The organism is Collinsella aerofaciens (assembly GCF_015556945.1).
In the GTDB taxonomy this organism is placed as follows: Bacteria; Actinomycetota; Coriobacteriia; order Coriobacteriales; family Coriobacteriaceae; genus Collinsella; species Collinsella aerofaciens_AO.
This window is the reverse complement of record NZ_JADNNH010000036.1, coordinates 1-17,784: the sequence shown is the minus strand read 5'-3', so window position 1 is coordinate 17,784 and position 17,784 is coordinate 1. Positions and strand designations below refer to the sequence as shown.

Here is a 17,784-nt window from a genome sequence, read left to right as displayed (position 1 = left end):
GGCGTGTTGGCACCACCAGCGTAGTGGCGGCGGGGAGGCACGGTGGCCATTATTCGGTGACCGGGATTGGTCAAAATCGTTTGACTATTAGCGGCTAAAATCGCCCGGCGCTAACAGATTCCCGCGATCTTGATAAACAGGGACGAAAGAATGGTATTTTCCGCTCGTCTTAATCTTGTAAATCTCATCCACGCTATACGGAAGATTGGGGAAATCAGCCCTTGAGATCAGCACGAAATAATTCGAAGAATACAGCACATGATGGGCAAACTCATCAGAATGGATCTCTTTTAAGCCCTCATCGACAAATACAATCGAGTCATGAACGGACGAAAGCTGGTTTCGCCAATCATAATCGGTCAGGGCGACACAGGGACAATCGCATTGCAAGGAAACGCCCGACTGCTCGCCCGTTCGCATGTAGTCTGCGACCATGTCAAACAGTGTCGTCTTACCCGTGCCACTATCGCCACGCACAATAGTGATGTTCCGCTTGATGGTAAATGTGTACTTAGTTCCCCTGCGGCGGGAAATCTTAACGAGATGCGAACCGTTCATAAGCAGTACCTACAGATACGGAATCGACTCGTGAATCAATTCGGCCATGTTGTGAACGATTCGGCCACTATTCACGACTTTAATTTTAAAATCCTCGCGACCAAAGTCCATCACATGATAGAGATTCACAACAAGCTTGCGGTCTTTCGCCATGTCGAGAATCCACTTGGCACAGTTGTCACCACAGGTAGAAGCGTTAAAAATTTGCTTACGATCAAATCTCATAAGCAGCAGCGTTTTCACGCCACCAGAAAGCTGGAGTGGGGAGATGGATCCAAGCACAGGGCTTTCGATGACGTTTTCGGAGACAACATCCGATCGATCAACATCTTTAATTATCGAGACTGCATAGGGATCCGTAATCCAAGAAGACCGGTAAGAGTTTTTGAAATATGTCGCTGTGTTGTAAATCGCTTCTGGCATATCGCCAAAGTAGACGCTTAACACATCCACTCCCAATCATATTGTCTTTATGGTCAACGTAATCATAACGAAAGGGGCCACCAGATAAACGGTGACCCCTAAAAGAAAACAAGCTTGCGCTAGTACTCGCGCGGGCTGTTGACGATCTCGCCGGCGGCGACCTTCTTCAGGTGCCGCCCGTAGACCGACTTGCCGTAGGCCTTGGCGGCCTCCTCAAGCTCGGCGGTGGAGATCCAGCCGTTCTCCCAGGCGATCTCCTCGGGGACGGACACGGGCAGGTCCTGGGAGTGCTCCACGGCGCGGACGAACTCCGCGGCCTCGTGCAGGCTCTCCATGGTGCCGGTGTCCAGCCACGCGTAGCCGCGGCCGAGGGTCACCACGGACAGCGTCCCCTCCTCCAGGTACATCTGGTTGAGCGTGGTGATCTCGAGCTCGCCGCGGGCCGAGGGCCTCACTTCGTGCGCCTTGGCTGCCACGTCGCCCGGGTAGAAGTACAGGCCGGTGACGGCGTAGGAGCTCTTGGGTTCGGCGGGCTTCTCCTCGATGGAGACGGCCCTGCCCTCCCCGTCGAACTCCACGACGCCGAAGCGCTCGGGGTCGTCCACGTGGTAGCCGAAGACCGTGGCGCGGCCCGACTCGGCGTTCTGGACGGCGCGCGTCAGGTGGCGGGACAGGCCGTTGCCGTAGAAGATGTTGTCGCCGAGCACCAGCGCGCACGGCTCGCCGGCGATGAAGTCCTCGCCGATGGTGAAGGCCTGCGCAAGGCCGTCCGGCGAGGGCTGCTCGGCGTAGGACAGGTTCACGCCGTAGCGCGAGCCGTCCCCAAGCAGGCGCTCGAAGTTGGGCAGGTCGGTCGGGGTGGAGATGACCAGGATATCCCGGATGCCCGCCAGCATGAGGGTGCTAAGCGGGTAGTAGATCATGGGCTTGTCGTAGACCGGCAGCAGCTGCTTGGAGGTCACGAGCGTGAGCGGGTACAGGCGCGTGCCGGACCCGCCGGCGAGGATGATGCCTTTCATAACATAACTCCTTAAAAAATAAAGCAGCCAGACATTGCATGCTTGCGGCAACGTTAACTTAAAGGTCTACGTTGCCGCAAGTATGCATCCATCACATTAAAACTATAGTATCAGTCATATAGGCGAACGACTCTATCCGTCAGTTTTGACCAGTCCCTCTCCTCCGCAGTCTTCAATCCCCCGTCATACAGCGTCTTACGAAGACCGTGATCATTAACGATGCGATTAATGCAGCTCACCGCAGCATCAATATCTCCCCGGTCATAAAGCAAGCAATTCAATCCGTCGCGAAGGAACTCTGCATTACCTCCATTGGGAACAGCAACAACAAAGCCGCCGGTCGCCATCATCTCCAGCGGGGGATATGAAAAACTTTCGAGAATGCTTGTCTTCAATAAAATATGACACTGGTTATAGATGTCTGATATTTGATCATGCGGTACTCTACCGAGGAAATTATCAATACGGTACCAAGGCTTCTTTTTACCAGTGTAGTTCATGTACCAAATCTCATATCTTTCAGAGTCAAGCCTTTCCACTACCCTGAAAGCTTCATCAACATTTTTATAATCAGAACCGCAATCCCCCTCAATTAGAATCCTAATTTTGGGCAAAGAAAAATCGCGCACAGAATGAGGGAACGCAGCAAGGTCAAGTCCGTTTGGCACAGACTTACAATCCTGACCGAACCTGTCCTGAAGCCATTCCTCACACCAAGGCGAAATTGTCAAATAGTCAATATCATTATTCAAATACGTGGCATTTGCTTGAAGGCGTAGTCTATCTCCTGGAAGATAAAAATCGGTCTCCAGATTCTGGACCAAGTACTTTTTCTTACCAATACGTGGATAGCGCCTAACAAAATCAAGAGTGTCCCAAAGGGTTGCAACTGCGGTATCAATTGCACCCGACAAAGGACATTTATCGAGCTTACCGCTAGGAACGACACGATTAAGAACAGGAATACGATGTCCGGAAACTTCAAGCCACTTTGTTGAATCATCAGTATTAAGCAACAATACATCAACGCCAGCGTCTTGAAGAATGCACAGATGCCTAAGGGCGACTAAGACACCACCGCTAGTATTCACGCTCGGCATGACCATTGCGAGATTGGGAGATTGTTCTTTTACAATAATATCTCGGATTGCTTTAGCAGCCGAAACAGTAGTGCAGTGCTCATGGCAGTATAAATATGCAGATTCGCCGACGCTCTTCCTAAGATCAGAATCTAATATCAGACGATTGAGGGCAGCACACCAGTCCTCAACACAATCGCAGAGAAATCCAGTAACGCCATCCTGAATCATCTTCTTAAAGGCGCCAACATTGCTAGCAACCGTAGGAACCTTAACAAGCGATGATTCAATCCATTTATTCTCGGATTTAGCTCGATTGAATAGAGTATTCTCCAAAGGAGCGATATTGATATCACAGGAAGCTATATAATTTGGAAGCCGACGCCAATCGCAAAATGGGAACGTGACAATACGTTCAGAAAATGGCATCAAGTCATCAGGAACATCGAGTTCCCCGCCCACCATCAGGGTGACGTTGTGATGAGTCTCCATTACCTTAGATAATGCTGGGAGCACTGAATTGAAATCTGCATTATGGGTAATGCTTCCGCTAAAATAGCCGATTCTGATTTCCTGAGTTTTCTGTTTTTCATCCCTTCGCTCAACCGCTCGCTTATAGGGAACCCTATCCTCGGGCAAGACGCTTGAGCTTTGCAAGCTGGGGAGTACATCTCGACGATAGATAGCAATATTCGAATAATCAATCATCGATTCAGATGCTACATTTCTATTTATATAGACCCTGGGAACATATTTTTTTAGTTCTTCCGCCATACCCTCAGTAGTAGTGATAGCGCAATCGCAAAGCTTCAGTGTTTCACCCATTCGCCTGACTCCATCGTCATAGCAAGACTTATCATGAGCAGTCATTGCATTAACGAACGGAATAGAATCGGTATAAGCAGTGTCGATAACCAAATCATCAATGTCATAAATAACACGCTTATTGAGTTTTTTTGCCTGCCTAATTAAAGATTCAACTTCATCACTTAGGGGACAACGGAAAATAATAAAAGTACGCGCATGCCTAAGAATATCCTTTTCCATCTCCCAGGCATTAACCTTTTGGACCGTTAAGCCGGCAGCCTCAAGTTCCTCAATCTGATGATCGACACGGTACCTAATAGGATGCGGAACGGAATAATCACATCCATTAATAAAAATAACATCAAAAAAAGAATTGTCTTGGCGAGAGCCAAAATCAAATCGAGGCCTATGCATTGAGAGTACATGGGAGACCTTCTTGGGGACGTTATAAAAGCCCTCTTCTTTAACGGTGTAAACAATGCCCTCAAGAAGGTTCAACATGAAACACTAACTCCTAAAACGCAGAAAGAATTGAAATAAAGTCAACAAATAGAATAGTACTCATTATCAATGAAGAACCAAGCAAGACATGTCCTTCAGAACTTGATTTTATCGGTCGCAAGATATTCAACAGAACCGGAAGGACCAGTGGGAATAAATATCGTCCTTGGACCCCCATGATAATATCTTCACGCTTATCAACAGTAAGAGTCCAGTTCCTCATCGTCATAACAATCAGGAAGAAATTGACGAATACAACAGCAATCATTACAAAGCGATCCGTACTGCAGAATAATTTTTTATTATTCTCATCGTTATAAAACAGAACAACGGACTGAAGAATGATGTAAAGCCAAAAACAAAATGGCCAAACATTAATCGAAAGAGCGCCAAGATTGTAACCTGCATAGGATTGAAACCAGAATGGCCCCATCTCCCAAATAGACTTAATAAAGACCTTTGCGCAATGCAGCGGCGCTCGCATCAAATCAAAAGAATCTGGCATGAAACTACCATGATAAAGAGACACGAACGCACAGCTCGCAACAAAAGCTATCGCAAAGAAGGAAAAGATGAACTTTATATAGCTGTCTGTTCCTTTAAGTTTTTTCCAGTGAATAAGATTCAAGAGTACCAACGGGAAAAACATTATCTTTGAAAGAAGCAGTAAAACGGATAGCAGTATTAACGCCAGCAGAGATCGATATGAGTACAACGAGTCCGCATAAATCTTAACAACTACAGCAACGTACAAAATGGCAACAATGTTTGCGACAGAATCAGCCGAAACAGACGCTTCCTGCTGCAATAAAATGGGATTTAGTAAAAAAATCAAAACAGCATTTTTACCAACTGGCATCAGTTTGATTATCCAATAAGCCGCGAAGCAATATATTAATCCAGCGCACACGCGCGAAACTGAAAGGGCCACAAAGGCATTGAAACCCGTTTGCTGCGCAAATCCTAGAATTACTCCCGGAATTAAATAAAGATGAGGGTAATAGCTCCCCAAATACGTATGGCACACAAAGACGCTAGACCAATCGGTAGGCTGAGTCATTGCATTAAAATAATCTGCGTACGATGAAGGAAACTGACCCAATTGGAAGCAAGAGACAACATCAAAGCCATTGCCGTTACGAGACAATAAGGCGGCCGCCTGCCAAATATGAGAAGCCTCGTCTGGAACATTAGCGGGCAGCATGAAAAGGCCAAAAGCAGTTACAGCGGGCACACCAATCACCACAAAGCAAATTGCGGGATTGTGCTGCTCTTTAATTAATAATAGGACACCAACGAACAAGCAGGCGATTAAGGGCAGAGCCGAGAGCCATAGCCCAGGCAATCCGATAGCGCTGGCTTTAAAGGCGCAATAGTAGAAAAATCCCAAGCAAAGAGAGAGTGCAGCTATAAGTGGATAAACGATAAACGTCAGAGCTTTTCGATAACTATCAGATAGTTTCAGATGACCAGTAAAGGTATCTAGATTCATAACTCTACAACTCCGTCTCGATAAATGTTCAACTTACGCCGGCATTGTTGCAGCGTCATAAAGAATTGCTTCTCATGCTAAGCGAATACAGGCTACAGACTATTGGAGCAAACCACTTGGGCCAGAATTTTTGAAGCATAGTTTCATCCTCCGACCTCCTTGTATCATCTTTAATCAACGCCGTGGTCTCAGAGCCTTCATGAATTCGATGAAACATTAAAACCTCGGGAGAATAAACGAAAGATCCGTCGATTTTCGAGAATCTTTCCCATGCCTCCCAGTCCAAGTCACATTTCATGTCTGTCATAAATAACGGTGTCTGTAAGATGCTTAGATTAAATGTCACAGAAGGACAGCAGATGGCGGAACCGAACCTCAGGATATCCCTTTTATCCTTAACCGATGAAAGAGCGCCGTGGCGAGCAAACTTACGAAGTAAAATTCTCTTAATTTTCAGAATAAGGAGGTTTTCTTCATATACGCCATTTCTTATCTCACCATAATTAGAAAAGAAGATTAAAGGTCGATCCGCTTCTTTCATAGCCCGCAGCATAGTTTCCGTATAACTAGAGCTATAGATATCATCCTGATGAGCTATAGTCACAAGCTTTGTATTTGAATTCGCAATAGCACAATTCCAGTCATGAGATATGCTAGGCGACCCCTCGTTAACAATTACCGGAATCGAATAATTAGACGCTATACGATCAATATAGGAATTAGGAGTTGACGTCGATATAAGGATATTACTTCGGGTGCTTTGGTTCACTAAAGAATCTAAACAGTCAGACAAGTACGGAGACTCGCCGTATGCGCACAATACAAATGTATGATCTTTTGCCAAGCACATGGCATTACTCCCTATTTTTTGATTCAAGCTCTTTTTCAAGCAATGCAATTCGTTGAGTTAAGTTAGCAATTGCAGAAGATTGTTTACTTGACAGACATGCCATAGAAAGAACAATGCATATCAAAAATAAAAACCCTAAGACAAAAACAAAATTGGCTGGAGTCTGAAAACCAAATAAACTTGAAATGAAGTAAAGAGGTTGCGGAAAGAGGCCGCATACCAACAAAACCAATGCAAGAACAATCCAAAGAAGTGAATACTTGAGCTGAAGGCTATCCTTTAATACAAGACGCAGCACAAAACAAAGCAAAACTAAACAAGCAGTAATGACACCAAACTGTAAGGAAATATGCATAACAACCCGTCCTAATTCGAGAATGAAGAGATGATAATCGCCAAAGTAACCTTTATCATGTAATAAATGCTACTAAAACCAGAAATTGACGACTTTCCCCCCTGTCGTTCTTTCATTACGACAGGCACTTCTGTAACGCGAAGGCCCTTAACCATAGCCGCAACAGCAGAATCCGGCTCCGGATAGTCTACGGGATATTTTTTACAGAACAGATCTATGGCCTTAGATCCACATGCGCGAAAACCAGAAGTGGGGTCGCTAACACGAACGTGAGTTGTAAGATGAATTACCGCAGAGAGCCATCTAATTCCAAGACGCCTCAAGAAGGTTGACTTGAAGCCTTCAGATTCCTCAAGAAATCGCGATCCGATAACTAAATCAGACCCATTATTTATTTCATCAAGCAAGCGCGATATGTAATGGGCGTCATGCTGCCCATCACCATCAACTTGGATGTCTACATCATAGCCAAAGCGTTTGGCATATTTGTGTCCGGCTTGAACCGCGCCTCCAATGCCAAGATTCTGCGGTAAATCCAGGACATTAACCCCCGCATCGCGACAAACACGCAAAGTGTCATCAGTGGAGCCATCGTTAATAACTACATAATCGTATCCAGCTTCCTCCACAGAAGAAACCGTATCTAAAATGTTCGCCTCTTCATTAAAAGCTGGGATGATAACCAGCGCTCTTAATTCATGCATCATCTGAATCCTCAGTACAGAATATCAATCAAACAGCCCAAGTCGAACTGAAAAACCCTATCGAAACAAGGAGAGCGAATTTACAGTTCGGATGTGACAGATTGCTTCGCCTTCCGATTTAATAGGTTAATTATACAAAGGAAGGAAAATAATAATCCAAAACCGTATGCCACCAAGATAATGATATTGATGACATTTGCATCAGAAGCAAATACCGGATTCACAAAACAATAACGAGAAAGAAACACGGCCAACGCTAACGAAGCGGCACCAGAAATCGTGCCAATAATCGGTTTCCCAAATGCAATAAAGACATCAATAGTGAAAAAGTTCAAACCAGTGAATGCGGTAGCAACGAGTGCCAACGGAAGATAATCTGAGTGAAGGCCAACTTCTTTGCCATAAATAGCAGTAAGCACAGGTTCGCCTATGAAAGCACTAGCCATGGCACACATCGCCGTCAAAACGAATACGGAAACGAGCATCTTAATAAATACTAAGCGTAATCGGTGAGTTTCGTTTTCTCGCCACATTGCCGAAATAGGTCCAAGCAGGGGGGCATATAGATAAGATACGAGAGCCTGAATTACGGCAGTCGGAGTGGCAACGGCGGCATAAAAACCCAACGCCTCATTTCCATAGGAAAGGCCATAGAACTGTCTTGTTACGCTAACAACAGCCGTGCACGCAAGAGATGCAACAAAACCGGGAAAGCAGATACGCGACAATTTGATAAGGGAAGTAAAATCAAAATCAGGTATAACGGCACAAAACCGTTTTGTCATTCTAAAATCATATGTAAGCACAACAGCTATGGTAACAAAAGCCATTGAAGCAACGGCTATTACCAAGTTATCAAATAGCAACAAGCACAACGAAAAGGAGACTAGAACTCCTACGCCACGAACTATTTGAGAGATAGCCGCAATGTCCAATCTGTTGTTTACCTGATCCACACCGTGAAGAACATCGACAAATGAATCACCAGCTTTAAATAGGCAATAAACAGCAACAACTGCCCAATCGTTGAATGCAACAGAGACTAAACAATAGAAGAAGCAAATTACACAGGCAAGTATTGTTGCAACGATTCTATGAGCGATAAAATTCCCAGTCGTAAAATCAGAATAGCTCTCAGAAACCTGAACGGGGCGCGCTCTAAGCAAAACAATGGTCGCAAAAATATTACCAACAGACATAGCCACAGCAAGGCTACCAGACATGCTAATGTCGGAACCAAGTGTCACCACAAGAACAGTAATCAGCCAGTTGCAAATCAAATACGCCATCGAGCCGACGCTGTTCCAAACAAGACTCTGCTCAACAGAGAGTTCTTTCGTTTTTCTATTAGACACAATCACTCCAGCAGTGGATCATCAGGCCTTGTTGAATAAAAACAAAACGCGAAGAAGTAAATCAGAAATCAAAGTAGGTCGCAGACGCTTTGGGAAAAATGCTTTCCTAAGTCTTGAAATAATCCCATCATCATTGGTGAAAATATCAAGCTCATGTTTCTGCTCAAAACTAAGCTCATCATAAAACACCGCAGAAAAATGGCTTAACTTTTTACTCTCATCTTTCGATCTATCACCAAATAGCTCGTCCTTAAAATAGGTCTTTAAAAGATCAAAATAACGATTATCTCCAGACGTGACCGCAGAGGAATGACGAACATGTGAAGCCGTACAGACGGAATCAAACAATACCTTTCCAAATGCCGAAGCACACCGAATCAGCCAGCGATCATGCATTTCATTCCCTGGATCTACCTCAAGAATAAAGGCCCTGCAGGCAAGGCGATTAAATACTATCGTGAAGCCTAGTCCGGGAGTATAAAACAAGGTGTTATGAAAAGAGAGGTACTTGTCCTGCGGAGCCGACTCGCGTATCGTCTCGCCATCTTCGTTTACATATGAAAAGGAAGAAAAGTAGACAGTCGGCACCTTGTCTCCACTATTTTCAATTGCCCTGACTGCCCGTTCAATTTTATCGGTCTTCCAAATATCATCCTGATCGGCAAATGCATAGTAGTCATATTCGGGAACCCGTTTGATAATTTCATAAAAACTATTTGGGCACCCAAGATTACCGATTGAATCTTGAATTAAATGAATGCTGGAGTTTGACCGACAGTACCATTGTGCAATTTCAACAGTTTCATCCGATGAACCATCATCACGAATATAGACGGAGCAATTAGGCCAAGTTTGCTCCAAGATACTATCAAGCTGTTTGGCCAAATACTTTCCGCCGTTATATGTGGGTAAAACAATGCAAACAGACTTGTCTTTGATTTTATCCATAATCCTATTTATTTCTTTGCGAGGCACGATATTTAAGAAATGCGGGAATCAACCCGCTGATCACTTTATAACGAAGCTGAGGAAAAGGCCTGGTTAGGAAATTAAAAGTCCGCCAAGCAAGAAAATAAGCGCCCCAACCATCTTCATCTTTCGCGTCCTTCCAGAACGTTTCTGATAAATAAAAGTGATACTCATTATTGAAGCGATGAGTATTCCCCCGCCGCCATGGCCTCTCTTCGCCGAGATAATGGACAACGATGGGCTTCGATCTTGCGGTATTAAAACTGTTTTCATCCGAAAAGCCCGGCATTAACGAGTTTAAGAATATAAACGGATAGTAGTCAAAGATATTGGAATAATTGAACGCAGGGGATAAACTGCAAATCTTATCTTTAAGTACTGCATTTAGAGCATCTTGATCATTCGCAAACAAGCGTCCTGAGCGGCGCTCGCAATAATCCAATAATTGATCTTCGCAACAAGTTGATCTCCATTGCTTTAAATCAACGAGCAACACGCCAGCATTGTGGTACAGACAGCCATTTAAGTCTAAATCATTAAGTCGAGATGGGCCGACCGTTGGCTCGGGAACCATTCCAACCACGCAACCCTTAAGATCTTGATTCCAAAGAAGAGCAATATCCCCAAGAACAATCGTATCGCCATCGAGGTAAATAACTCTTTCGATCTCATTAGGTAGAAAATGTGCCATCAAAAGCCTAGCAAGAACTATTTCATTCCATCCCGATGTATCAAAATCAAACCCGAGAGCATCTTTGAAGTTCGAAATATCATAAAATACAAGGTTTTGGTTGTATTCGGTCACCATCTCCTGGAGCAAACGCTGGTTATCCTCTGTAATGCCATTAGAGAAGACATGAAAAGTAATGTCTTGAATACCGGAATGATTTGAAACAACCGAGCAAATATTGGCGGCCAACTGTGGGACAAAATTGTTATCAACCGTATAAAGCAAATTCATGATTACCAAACTTCACCTTAATTCACCCAATAGAAATTAATGATGACGACTTAATGAAAGAGGCCGAAACGAAATCCTTACACAAAGGATAAAGTCTAGCACGGTTTGTCTCTTTCAAATAACTTGCAACTAAGGAGGGTGAATTGAGGGGACTACAACCCCATCAATTCACCCCCACTTCATTAGCGTTGGTATATAGGCAAATTGGATCTATATTTAGCTTTTCTCAACCAGCCTAACCTCAAGCGCTTCTAGATGCAGAGCCTCACCAGTTGTACCGGCACACTCGCCCGATTTAACCCAGTCTAGCCAACCTTTGCTTTGAACGTGTGCCCTATAGACAACGTCATAATGCTTGGCAAGATCTCCCGTCAGTTTTATTTCAACAGCCTCAACAGCAAGAGACTTCCCCGTAGTACCGGCAACCTTTCCATTTTTGACCCACTTTTGCCAGCCGATATTTTGAACGTGAGCTCGATACTCGATACCGCCGGAATACCCTAGGTCAGGCTTGCTAATCGTCAACGCCTCAACAGCAAGATTTCGGCCAGTTGTGCCAACGGTCATGCCTTCGTAAACAGGCGACTGCCAACCAAGGTTTGAAACATGTGCCTTGATTGAAAACGCTCTCTGAATAGAGGGCTGACTCGTATCCCCAGGAGCGGGCGAACCCTTTTCGACCAAAACGACCTGAAATGCCTCTAGCCTCAAAACGAAACCGGTCGTTCCGGCAACTTGATCATTGCAGGCCCAACCGAGCCATCCCTTATCCTGAACGTGAGCTCGATAATAAACGTCATAGTGATTGGCCATCTCACCAGTCAGGCGAATCTGAATAGCCTGGACAGACTTGCTCTGGCCCGTAGTACCAGAAACTTTCCCCTCCTTCACATAGCCCTGCCAGCCATAATCGGAAACATGTGTCCTGTACTCCAATGCACCATCATAGGGAGCATTCTGCAGATTGAGAGTAATAGCCTCGACGGCTTTTGACTGCCCAACGGTACCGGAAGCATTTCCACCCTTAGAGGCCGATTGCCAGCCGTCATTTGAAACATGCGAAGTTGCCAAGACGTCAAGAGGGCCTCGTGACACCTTAACAACATCATAGCCCGACTCGCCCTTCTTGAAATAAGTCAGAGCACCGCTATTGTGCGAATAGATAGCAAAGTCGTAATTTGCCGAAGCAAGTATGGAATCCGAAAACTCTACGAGATAGCAAGAGTCTCCCTGTTTGCAAAGGGATCTGATAGCAGCATCCGTGTCTTCGGTAATCGGAGAAGCAAACCAATCCATAATGGAATAATCGATGACGGCACCCGGCTTCAAGGCCTCGGCCTTTGTGGAATTCCAAAGTCCACCAGCAGCATCGGCACTGGCCGAGTTATACGTACTAGACCCATAACCAGACAGACCGATCTCCGGATTAAAGAAGAGGATCAGCTCTGCAGCGACGGAAGAATCGACATCGGTAATGCCAAGACGGTCAAGCTGTTCCTGCTTTTGGGGATACATACCCGTCGGTGTGTTTGGATGCCCCTTGTAATAATACAAATAGTCATCGCCATAGATAACTTCGGTCAAGTTGGCATAGTCGTCAAAATTCTGCTCGTAAGAAACGTACGTTCCAAGCAGCATCATTACCTTTTTGCCCTGCTGAGTCGCCGCATCAAAATAGCCATCGTTAAAGTTGTACAGCGCCTTAAACGCTTGGACTGTATCCTCTCCCCTATTCTGCAGGCTCGTAAGCATGCCCGAAACATTCACCTTCTTAACGCCGGGATCGGACGCGATCTTATTCGCAAAGGCATTATCGTCACCACTCGTAAACAGATTCGTTCGAGTCATCCACCACTGAGTGCCAGGCTCAATACTCAGCACGGCATACATAGAATCCCAGTGATCGTGATAATCGCTATACGACTTTGAGACCTCACCGGTTTCGTATTCCTTATTCTTGGCGGCGTTCCATAAAGTAATCAGCTCCGCTTGCTTAGAATCTGGATCCTTAACGTCAAAGGCTTCGTTGGTAAAGACATACGTGGAGGATCCATCGGACAACAGCCGAATGGAGTATTGGCCTGCGGGAATCTTGTTGGCGTAAATCATCCTATGGATCAACGAACAGGTGATGTCATTGATATACAGATTGAACTTTGCCTTGGGATTGATCTTGTAGAGAGCAGCGACATAATCCGCGAACGCCTGATAGCTCGAACTAGAAGCATTCTCCTCATGAGTCAGATACGGAAGACCGTACATCCCGGATGGAAGCGAGTTCCAGTTATAGGCACTTGGACGATCGAGCATTACAATTGACGGAACGGTCGTTCCAGCAGAAGAGGTACTGATATCCCAGAAAGATAGCGAATAGAGAACAACGGGGAAAGAAGCACTCAAAGGGGCAAGGTTGTACTCACTCGCAGAAATGCCAATTGACTGATGGTCCTCTTGAACGATGTTTCCGTTCTTCAAATACTGCAACGTAACGTCAAACGGACCATAATCGCTAAATTCAATTTCACTGGAGCTAGAGCCCAGATCTCCGAGTGCAATCGTGCTTGAGACGGAACGGGTGACCCTCCCTCCAAACGACATGGAGCCTGCCACCTTTATCGAATCAGCGATGCCGAATCGTTTAATATCCTCGACCTGCGGGATATTCAGGGTTACTTTGGTCGTCTCCCCAACCTGAGAAAGAGAGCAGTCAAAGACATACGGGACATAAGCGCCAGCGGTATCGCCGGGCGCCGCGTCGCCCTTCTTTACAATAACGATCTGTATTGCTTCAACGGCATAAGACCAACCGGTGGTTCCCGCAGTCGACCCATTTGACGTCCATCCAAGCCAGCCGAAATTAGAAGCATGAACGCGATAATACAGGTCATAAGAAGCTGCCCTGTTACCCGTCAGCTTAAGCTCGACGGCTTCAATCTGAAGGCCCTTTCCCGTCGTGCCAGAGACGGCTCCATTAGAAACCCAACCCTGCCAGCCTTCATTTTGAACATGAGAGCGATATTCGATACCAAGGTCTTCTGAATTGGGAAGGGAAACCCTGAGCGCCTCAAGCCTACGAGACTGGCCCGTTGTGCCAGAGATCGAACCATTCGATGTAAACGTCGACTCCCAACCAATGCCTGAAATGTGAGATTTATAGCTGACGCCCGGGACCCCCTCTTTGGACTCCACGGCAACATCAATCGAAGGCACTAATTCATCGGCTACAGCATCAGTTTGATCCGAGGAGTCTGATTGGGTCTCTGGAACGGATTCATATTCGTTGGAACTAACATTTTGATCTGCCCAACAAGCCAAAGGACTCAAAAGCAGCATCGACATGAAGCAGGAAATCAGAACAACAAATGCTCTAAATTGCCTTTTCAAGAGAATCGCCTCCTAGATAGACAGCCGTCAATAACCATACTATCGGGAGCAAGCTTCATTAATTCCATCAATTAGGTGAATGAAGAAAAAGGAGCCCATCTAAAGGCAAGGACCCTTTCACGTTGCCAAGACTACGGCAACAGGAAAGGGTCCCCTAACAAACTCTCGGCGTTTACGGGAATAACTAGTAGATTACCACCTTGGTAGCCAGAGGCACATTATCCCAAATCCATTTAGCGCGATCGATAGGCAAACGCACGCAGCCTTGTGAAATATGCATTCCCATCCGGCCGTCCATGGGATTAAAAGTTCCCTGGTAGTACGGTATTGAATGGAACAGATAGTCCCCGTAAAACTGCGTATAGTAGTAGCAGGTATACCCATGCCCAAACGAGTAGCCCTTGCCGGTGACGGTATACTCACCCGTAGGCGTTGAAGTACTAGGGGCACCAGTGGAGCAAGTCCAATATTGAGCATAACTCCACGACCCGCGCTGTCCACGAAAAACTCCAAGGCGGCATGCTTGCCTGTCAACCATAATGAGCCAGTTTGTATTGCTCGAATATCTATTAGCCCGATTAAGCACGGTCATCATGTCGGCAGGCAGTAAGGGCTGATCGGTAAACGGGCGCCCAGTAGGACCGGGAGCACCAGCGCCTTTGGGAACAATCTTCACTTGAACCGACTCGACTCTGCAGCCTATCGTAGATGTGCCCGCAGGCTGCCCGTTTGAAGCCCAATCGAGCCATCCGAAGTCTTGGCAATATGCTCGATACCAAACATCAAAGTAGTTCGATAAATCACCGGTCAGCCTAATCTTAAGAGCCTCGGTACGCTTTGCGCGGCCTACAGTGCCAGCGACATTCCCATTGGAAGCCCAGCCTTGCCAACCCACATCCTGCACATGAGCGGAGTACTCAATACCGCCCGATACGCTACTGGAAACATTTAGCTTCAATGCCTCAATCGCAAGTGATCTGCCAGTCGTACCCGCAACACCGCCATTACCAACAGGATTCATCCAGCCGAGTGTGGCGACATGCACTTGAAGCGTCAGAGCTGGCGCCGAGATCAATGCGAGCTTAGACGATGTGCCAGGATCCCCGCCCTTCGCCACAAGCTTAATTTGAACAGCTTCTATCTGGATATTAAGCCCGGTAGTTCCAGCGGAATCGCCGTTTTTGGCCCAACCCAACCAGCCATAACCAGCCGAATGAACTCGATAGTAAATGTCATATTGATTCGCGAGGGGACCATTTAAGCGCAGTTCAAGAGCCTGAATGGCCAATCCTTGTCCAACGGTCCCAACATAACCGGCAGACTGCCATTCCTGCCAACCAATATTGGCAACATGGGCCCTCGCCTCAATAAGAGAGCCATCATCCACACCGGCCAACGACACGTTTAAAGCTTGAAGCGAAAGCGATTTTCCCATTGTGCCGGCATCCTGCCCATCTAAAACAGATGGAGACCACCCACGGTTAGCCGAATGGGCCTGATATATAACGTGGGCGCAATCGACGGAAGTATCGGAAACAAATGCTCCGTCCGTTATCCCGGGAGCGCCGGCGCCTTTACTGACAATCCTTACTTCGACAGCCTTAAGGAATGAACCCGATATCGTTGCCCCCGCATCCGAGCCATTGCATGCCCAACCAAGCCATCCTTTTTTGGAGTCAAAACAGCGATACCAGACGTCATAGGATTTAGACAAATCTCCAGTAAGAGCCAATCTCACCGCCTTTAAAACACGCCCATCGTTTTTAGAGTTAAGCGCAGCACCGTCAGAAACAGCACCGCTCCATCCGCCAAATTCAAAGAAGCCGGAATAGTCAATTGAGCCTAAAATCTCTTGATTATCAAACGAAATAGAGAGCGAGGTTAAAGGTTCAGAGCCGTTCTCGGAGCCCAATAAGATTGATTTGCCTTGTACAGAGCCCAGGCTTTTACCGTTAAGACCGAGCGAGCTCCCGTTTAGAATATCCGTAGCTCCAATGAAATGGTTCAACGTATCGCCGGGAGCAGAGCCGCTTTTCTCGACCAATAAAATCTGAACACCCTGAATGGCGGCACCCTTCCCCACCGAGCCCGCAGGAGACCCGCTAGACGTCCAGCCCAGCCATCCGCCCAATTTGGAAGCATACACACGGTACCAAATGCCATAAGTTGCAGATATCTCGCCGTTCAGCTTAAACTGAACGGCCTCAATGGACCGAGACTGCCCGGTCGTGCCAATGACTCCTGAAGACCAGCCTTGCCAACCAATGCCAGAGACATGCGCACGAGAGGAAATGGAGCCTCCGCGACCATACCAATTAACGCTGAGCGACAGCGCCTCAATTGCATTTCTTGAGTCAATAACCCCCGAAGTCTTTCCGTCCGCGACGGCACTCATCCATCCAACATTAGAGACATGAGATCGATAGGAAACGGTAGACGGTTCCTGAGAGTGATCCCTAAAGGCATCGCCTCGCGCTGGCGCATCTTGAGCATTTTTTGGAAGCACCTTAATCTGAATAGCTTCAATCTGATAAGCATAGCCCTGCGTTCCAGCAGGCTCACCATTTGAGGCCCAGCCAAGCCAACCAACATTTGCAGAATGAACGCGATACCAAATGTCATAGGAATCAGAAAGACCGCCCGACAAAGACAGCTTGATCGCTTCGATGGCTCGCGACTGTCCAACTGTTCCAGATATCTGCCCGTTACCCACCGGCTGAGACTCCCAGCCGATCCCGGAAATGTGAGATTGGACCGAAATGCTGTCATTCCTCAGCGGGGTGCCATCCTGTGAAAGCAAATTAATCTTGAGGGCTTCGACGCGCTTAGCACGGCCTGTAGTGCCCGCCGTCATTCCATTTGAAACGGGAGCTTGCCAGCCAATATCCTGTACATGAGTCTGGTATGAAACAGAGCCAAACACAGTGGATACATCATTTTTGGGTTTCGCCGAATCAGTTGCATTGGAGGCAGGCTCGCCAGAAACGGATAAGGGAGAATCATTGTCTGACACAGTCGGCTGCTCGACTTCAACCCCCTGTTGTTCGTCATTTAAGACGATGTCCTCGTCTTCCGAGCTGTCGGCGGCGCTGACGGAATAATCAGTAGATTCCGGCTGCACCTGTAAAGAATCAGCCCAGACAGAAAGGGGCGTCAGAAGACACTGAATGATCAGTAATGGCGTCATTGCCGTTGCTAGCAGTCGTTGCGTCTTTTTCATTCGACTCCCCCATTAATCGACCATATTTAGGGTAGTGTCGAGAAAGTTGGTGTAAGGGCCCTTGCGGCCCCTGTGTCCGATATCCGGAATCAGTTGATATCCTAGGC

13 protein-coding genes are annotated in these 17,784 nt (G+C 46.6%); all 13 read right to left on the bottom strand.

Annotated features, from left to right (window positions below; translation table 11 throughout):
• Window positions 1–87 precede the first annotated feature (87 nt).
• Window positions 88–558: a hypothetical protein gene (locus I2F59_RS09155; RefSeq protein ID WP_229065427.1), complete on the bottom strand. Its 471-nt coding sequence runs from the start codon at window positions 556–558 to the stop codon at window positions 88–90.
• 9 nt (window positions 559–567) lie between these two features.
• Window positions 568–1,005 (bottom strand): DUF4869 domain-containing protein, encoded by a 438-nt coding sequence (locus I2F59_RS09150; RefSeq protein ID WP_117767274.1) that lies wholly within the window; start codon window positions 1,003–1,005, stop codon window positions 568–570.
• Between the two features lie 95 nt (window positions 1,006–1,100).
• Window positions 1,101–2,000, bottom strand: a complete 900-nt coding sequence (gene rfbA, locus I2F59_RS09145) for a glucose-1-phosphate thymidylyltransferase RfbA (RefSeq protein WP_118450775.1) — start codon at window positions 1,998–2,000, stop codon at window positions 1,101–1,103.
• 110 nt (window positions 2,001–2,110) lie between these two features.
• Window positions 2,111–4,387, bottom strand: coding sequence for a glycosyltransferase (locus I2F59_RS09140; RefSeq protein WP_195503939.1), 2,277 nt, complete (start codon window positions 4,385–4,387; stop codon window positions 2,111–2,113).
• A 13-nt stretch (window positions 4,388–4,400) separates the two neighbouring features.
• Window positions 4,401–5,879, bottom strand: coding sequence for a DUF2142 domain-containing protein (locus I2F59_RS09135; RefSeq protein ID WP_040360056.1), 1,479 nt, complete (start codon window positions 5,877–5,879; stop codon window positions 4,401–4,403).
• 55 nt (window positions 5,880–5,934) lie between these two features.
• Window positions 5,935–6,729, bottom strand: a complete 795-nt coding sequence (locus I2F59_RS09130) for a glycosyltransferase family A protein (RefSeq protein WP_082222967.1) — start codon at window positions 6,727–6,729, stop codon at window positions 5,935–5,937.
• 4 nt (window positions 6,730–6,733) lie between these two features.
• Window positions 6,734–7,084: a DUF2304 domain-containing protein gene (locus I2F59_RS09125; protein WP_082222966.1), complete on the bottom strand. Its 351-nt coding sequence runs from the start codon at window positions 7,082–7,084 to the stop codon at window positions 6,734–6,736.
• 11 nt (window positions 7,085–7,095) lie between these two features.
• A complete protein-coding gene (locus tag I2F59_RS09120) occupies window positions 7,096–7,791 on the bottom strand; it encodes a glycosyltransferase family 2 protein (protein ID WP_082222965.1) in 696 nt (231 codons plus the stop codon).
• Between the two features lie 77 nt (window positions 7,792–7,868).
• On the bottom strand, window positions 7,869–9,143 hold the full coding sequence (locus I2F59_RS09115) for a lipopolysaccharide biosynthesis protein (RefSeq protein ID WP_138341626.1): 1,275 nt from the start codon (window positions 9,141–9,143) through the stop codon (window positions 7,869–7,871).
• A 21-nt stretch (window positions 9,144–9,164) separates the two neighbouring features.
• Window positions 9,165–10,091 (bottom strand): glycosyltransferase family 2 protein, encoded by a 927-nt coding sequence (locus I2F59_RS09110; protein WP_195503938.1) that lies wholly within the window; start codon window positions 10,089–10,091, stop codon window positions 9,165–9,167.
• Between the two features lie 4 nt (window positions 10,092–10,095).
• Window positions 10,096–11,073, bottom strand: a complete 978-nt coding sequence (locus I2F59_RS09105) for a glycosyltransferase family 8 protein (RefSeq protein ID WP_115596199.1) — start codon at window positions 11,071–11,073, stop codon at window positions 10,096–10,098.
• Window positions 11,074–11,289: 216 nt separating this feature from the next.
• The gene (locus I2F59_RS09100) at window positions 11,290–14,457 is read right to left on the bottom strand and encodes a hypothetical protein (protein ID WP_195503937.1); all 3,168 of its coding nucleotides are present in this window, start codon (window positions 14,455–14,457) and stop codon (window positions 11,290–11,292) included.
• Between the two features lie 184 nt (window positions 14,458–14,641).
• Entirely contained in the window at window positions 14,642–17,677 is a 3,036-nt protein-coding gene (locus I2F59_RS09095) for a L,D-transpeptidase family protein (RefSeq protein ID WP_195503936.1), read from the bottom strand.
• Window positions 17,678–17,784: the final 107 nt, after the last annotated feature.

Bases quoted from the DNA above. Each gene is read 5' to 3' on its own strand.
- I2F59_RS09155 (WP_229065427.1), bottom strand. From the start codon at position 558: ATGAACGGTTCGCATCTCGTTAAGATTTCCCGCCGCAGGGGAACTAAG.
- rfbA (WP_118450775.1), bottom strand. From the start codon at position 2,000: ATGAAAGGCATCATCCTCGCCGGCGGGTCCGGCACGCGCCTGTACCCG.
- I2F59_RS09140 (WP_195503939.1), bottom strand. From the start codon at position 4,387: ATGTTGAACCTTCTTGAGGGCATTGTTTACACCGTTAAAGAAGAGGGC.
- I2F59_RS09135 (WP_040360056.1), bottom strand. From the start codon at position 5,879: ATGAATCTAGATACCTTTACTGGTCATCTGAAACTATCTGATAGTTAT.
- I2F59_RS09130 (WP_082222967.1), bottom strand. From the start codon at position 6,729: ATGTGCTTGGCAAAAGATCATACATTTGTATTGTGCGCATACGGCGAG.
- I2F59_RS09125 (WP_082222966.1), bottom strand. From the start codon at position 7,084: ATGCATATTTCCTTACAGTTTGGTGTCATTACTGCTTGTTTAGTTTTG.
- I2F59_RS09120 (WP_082222965.1), bottom strand. From the start codon at position 7,791: ATGATGCATGAATTAAGAGCGCTGGTTATCATCCCAGCTTTTAATGAA.
- I2F59_RS09110 (WP_195503938.1), bottom strand. From the start codon at position 10,091: ATGGATAAAATCAAAGACAAGTCTGTTTGCATTGTTTTACCCACATAT.
- I2F59_RS09105 (WP_115596199.1), bottom strand. From the start codon at position 11,073: ATGAATTTGCTTTATACGGTTGATAACAATTTTGTCCCACAGTTGGCC.
- I2F59_RS09095 (WP_195503936.1), bottom strand. From the start codon at position 17,677: ATGAAAAAGACGCAACGACTGCTAGCAACGGCAATGACGCCATTACTG.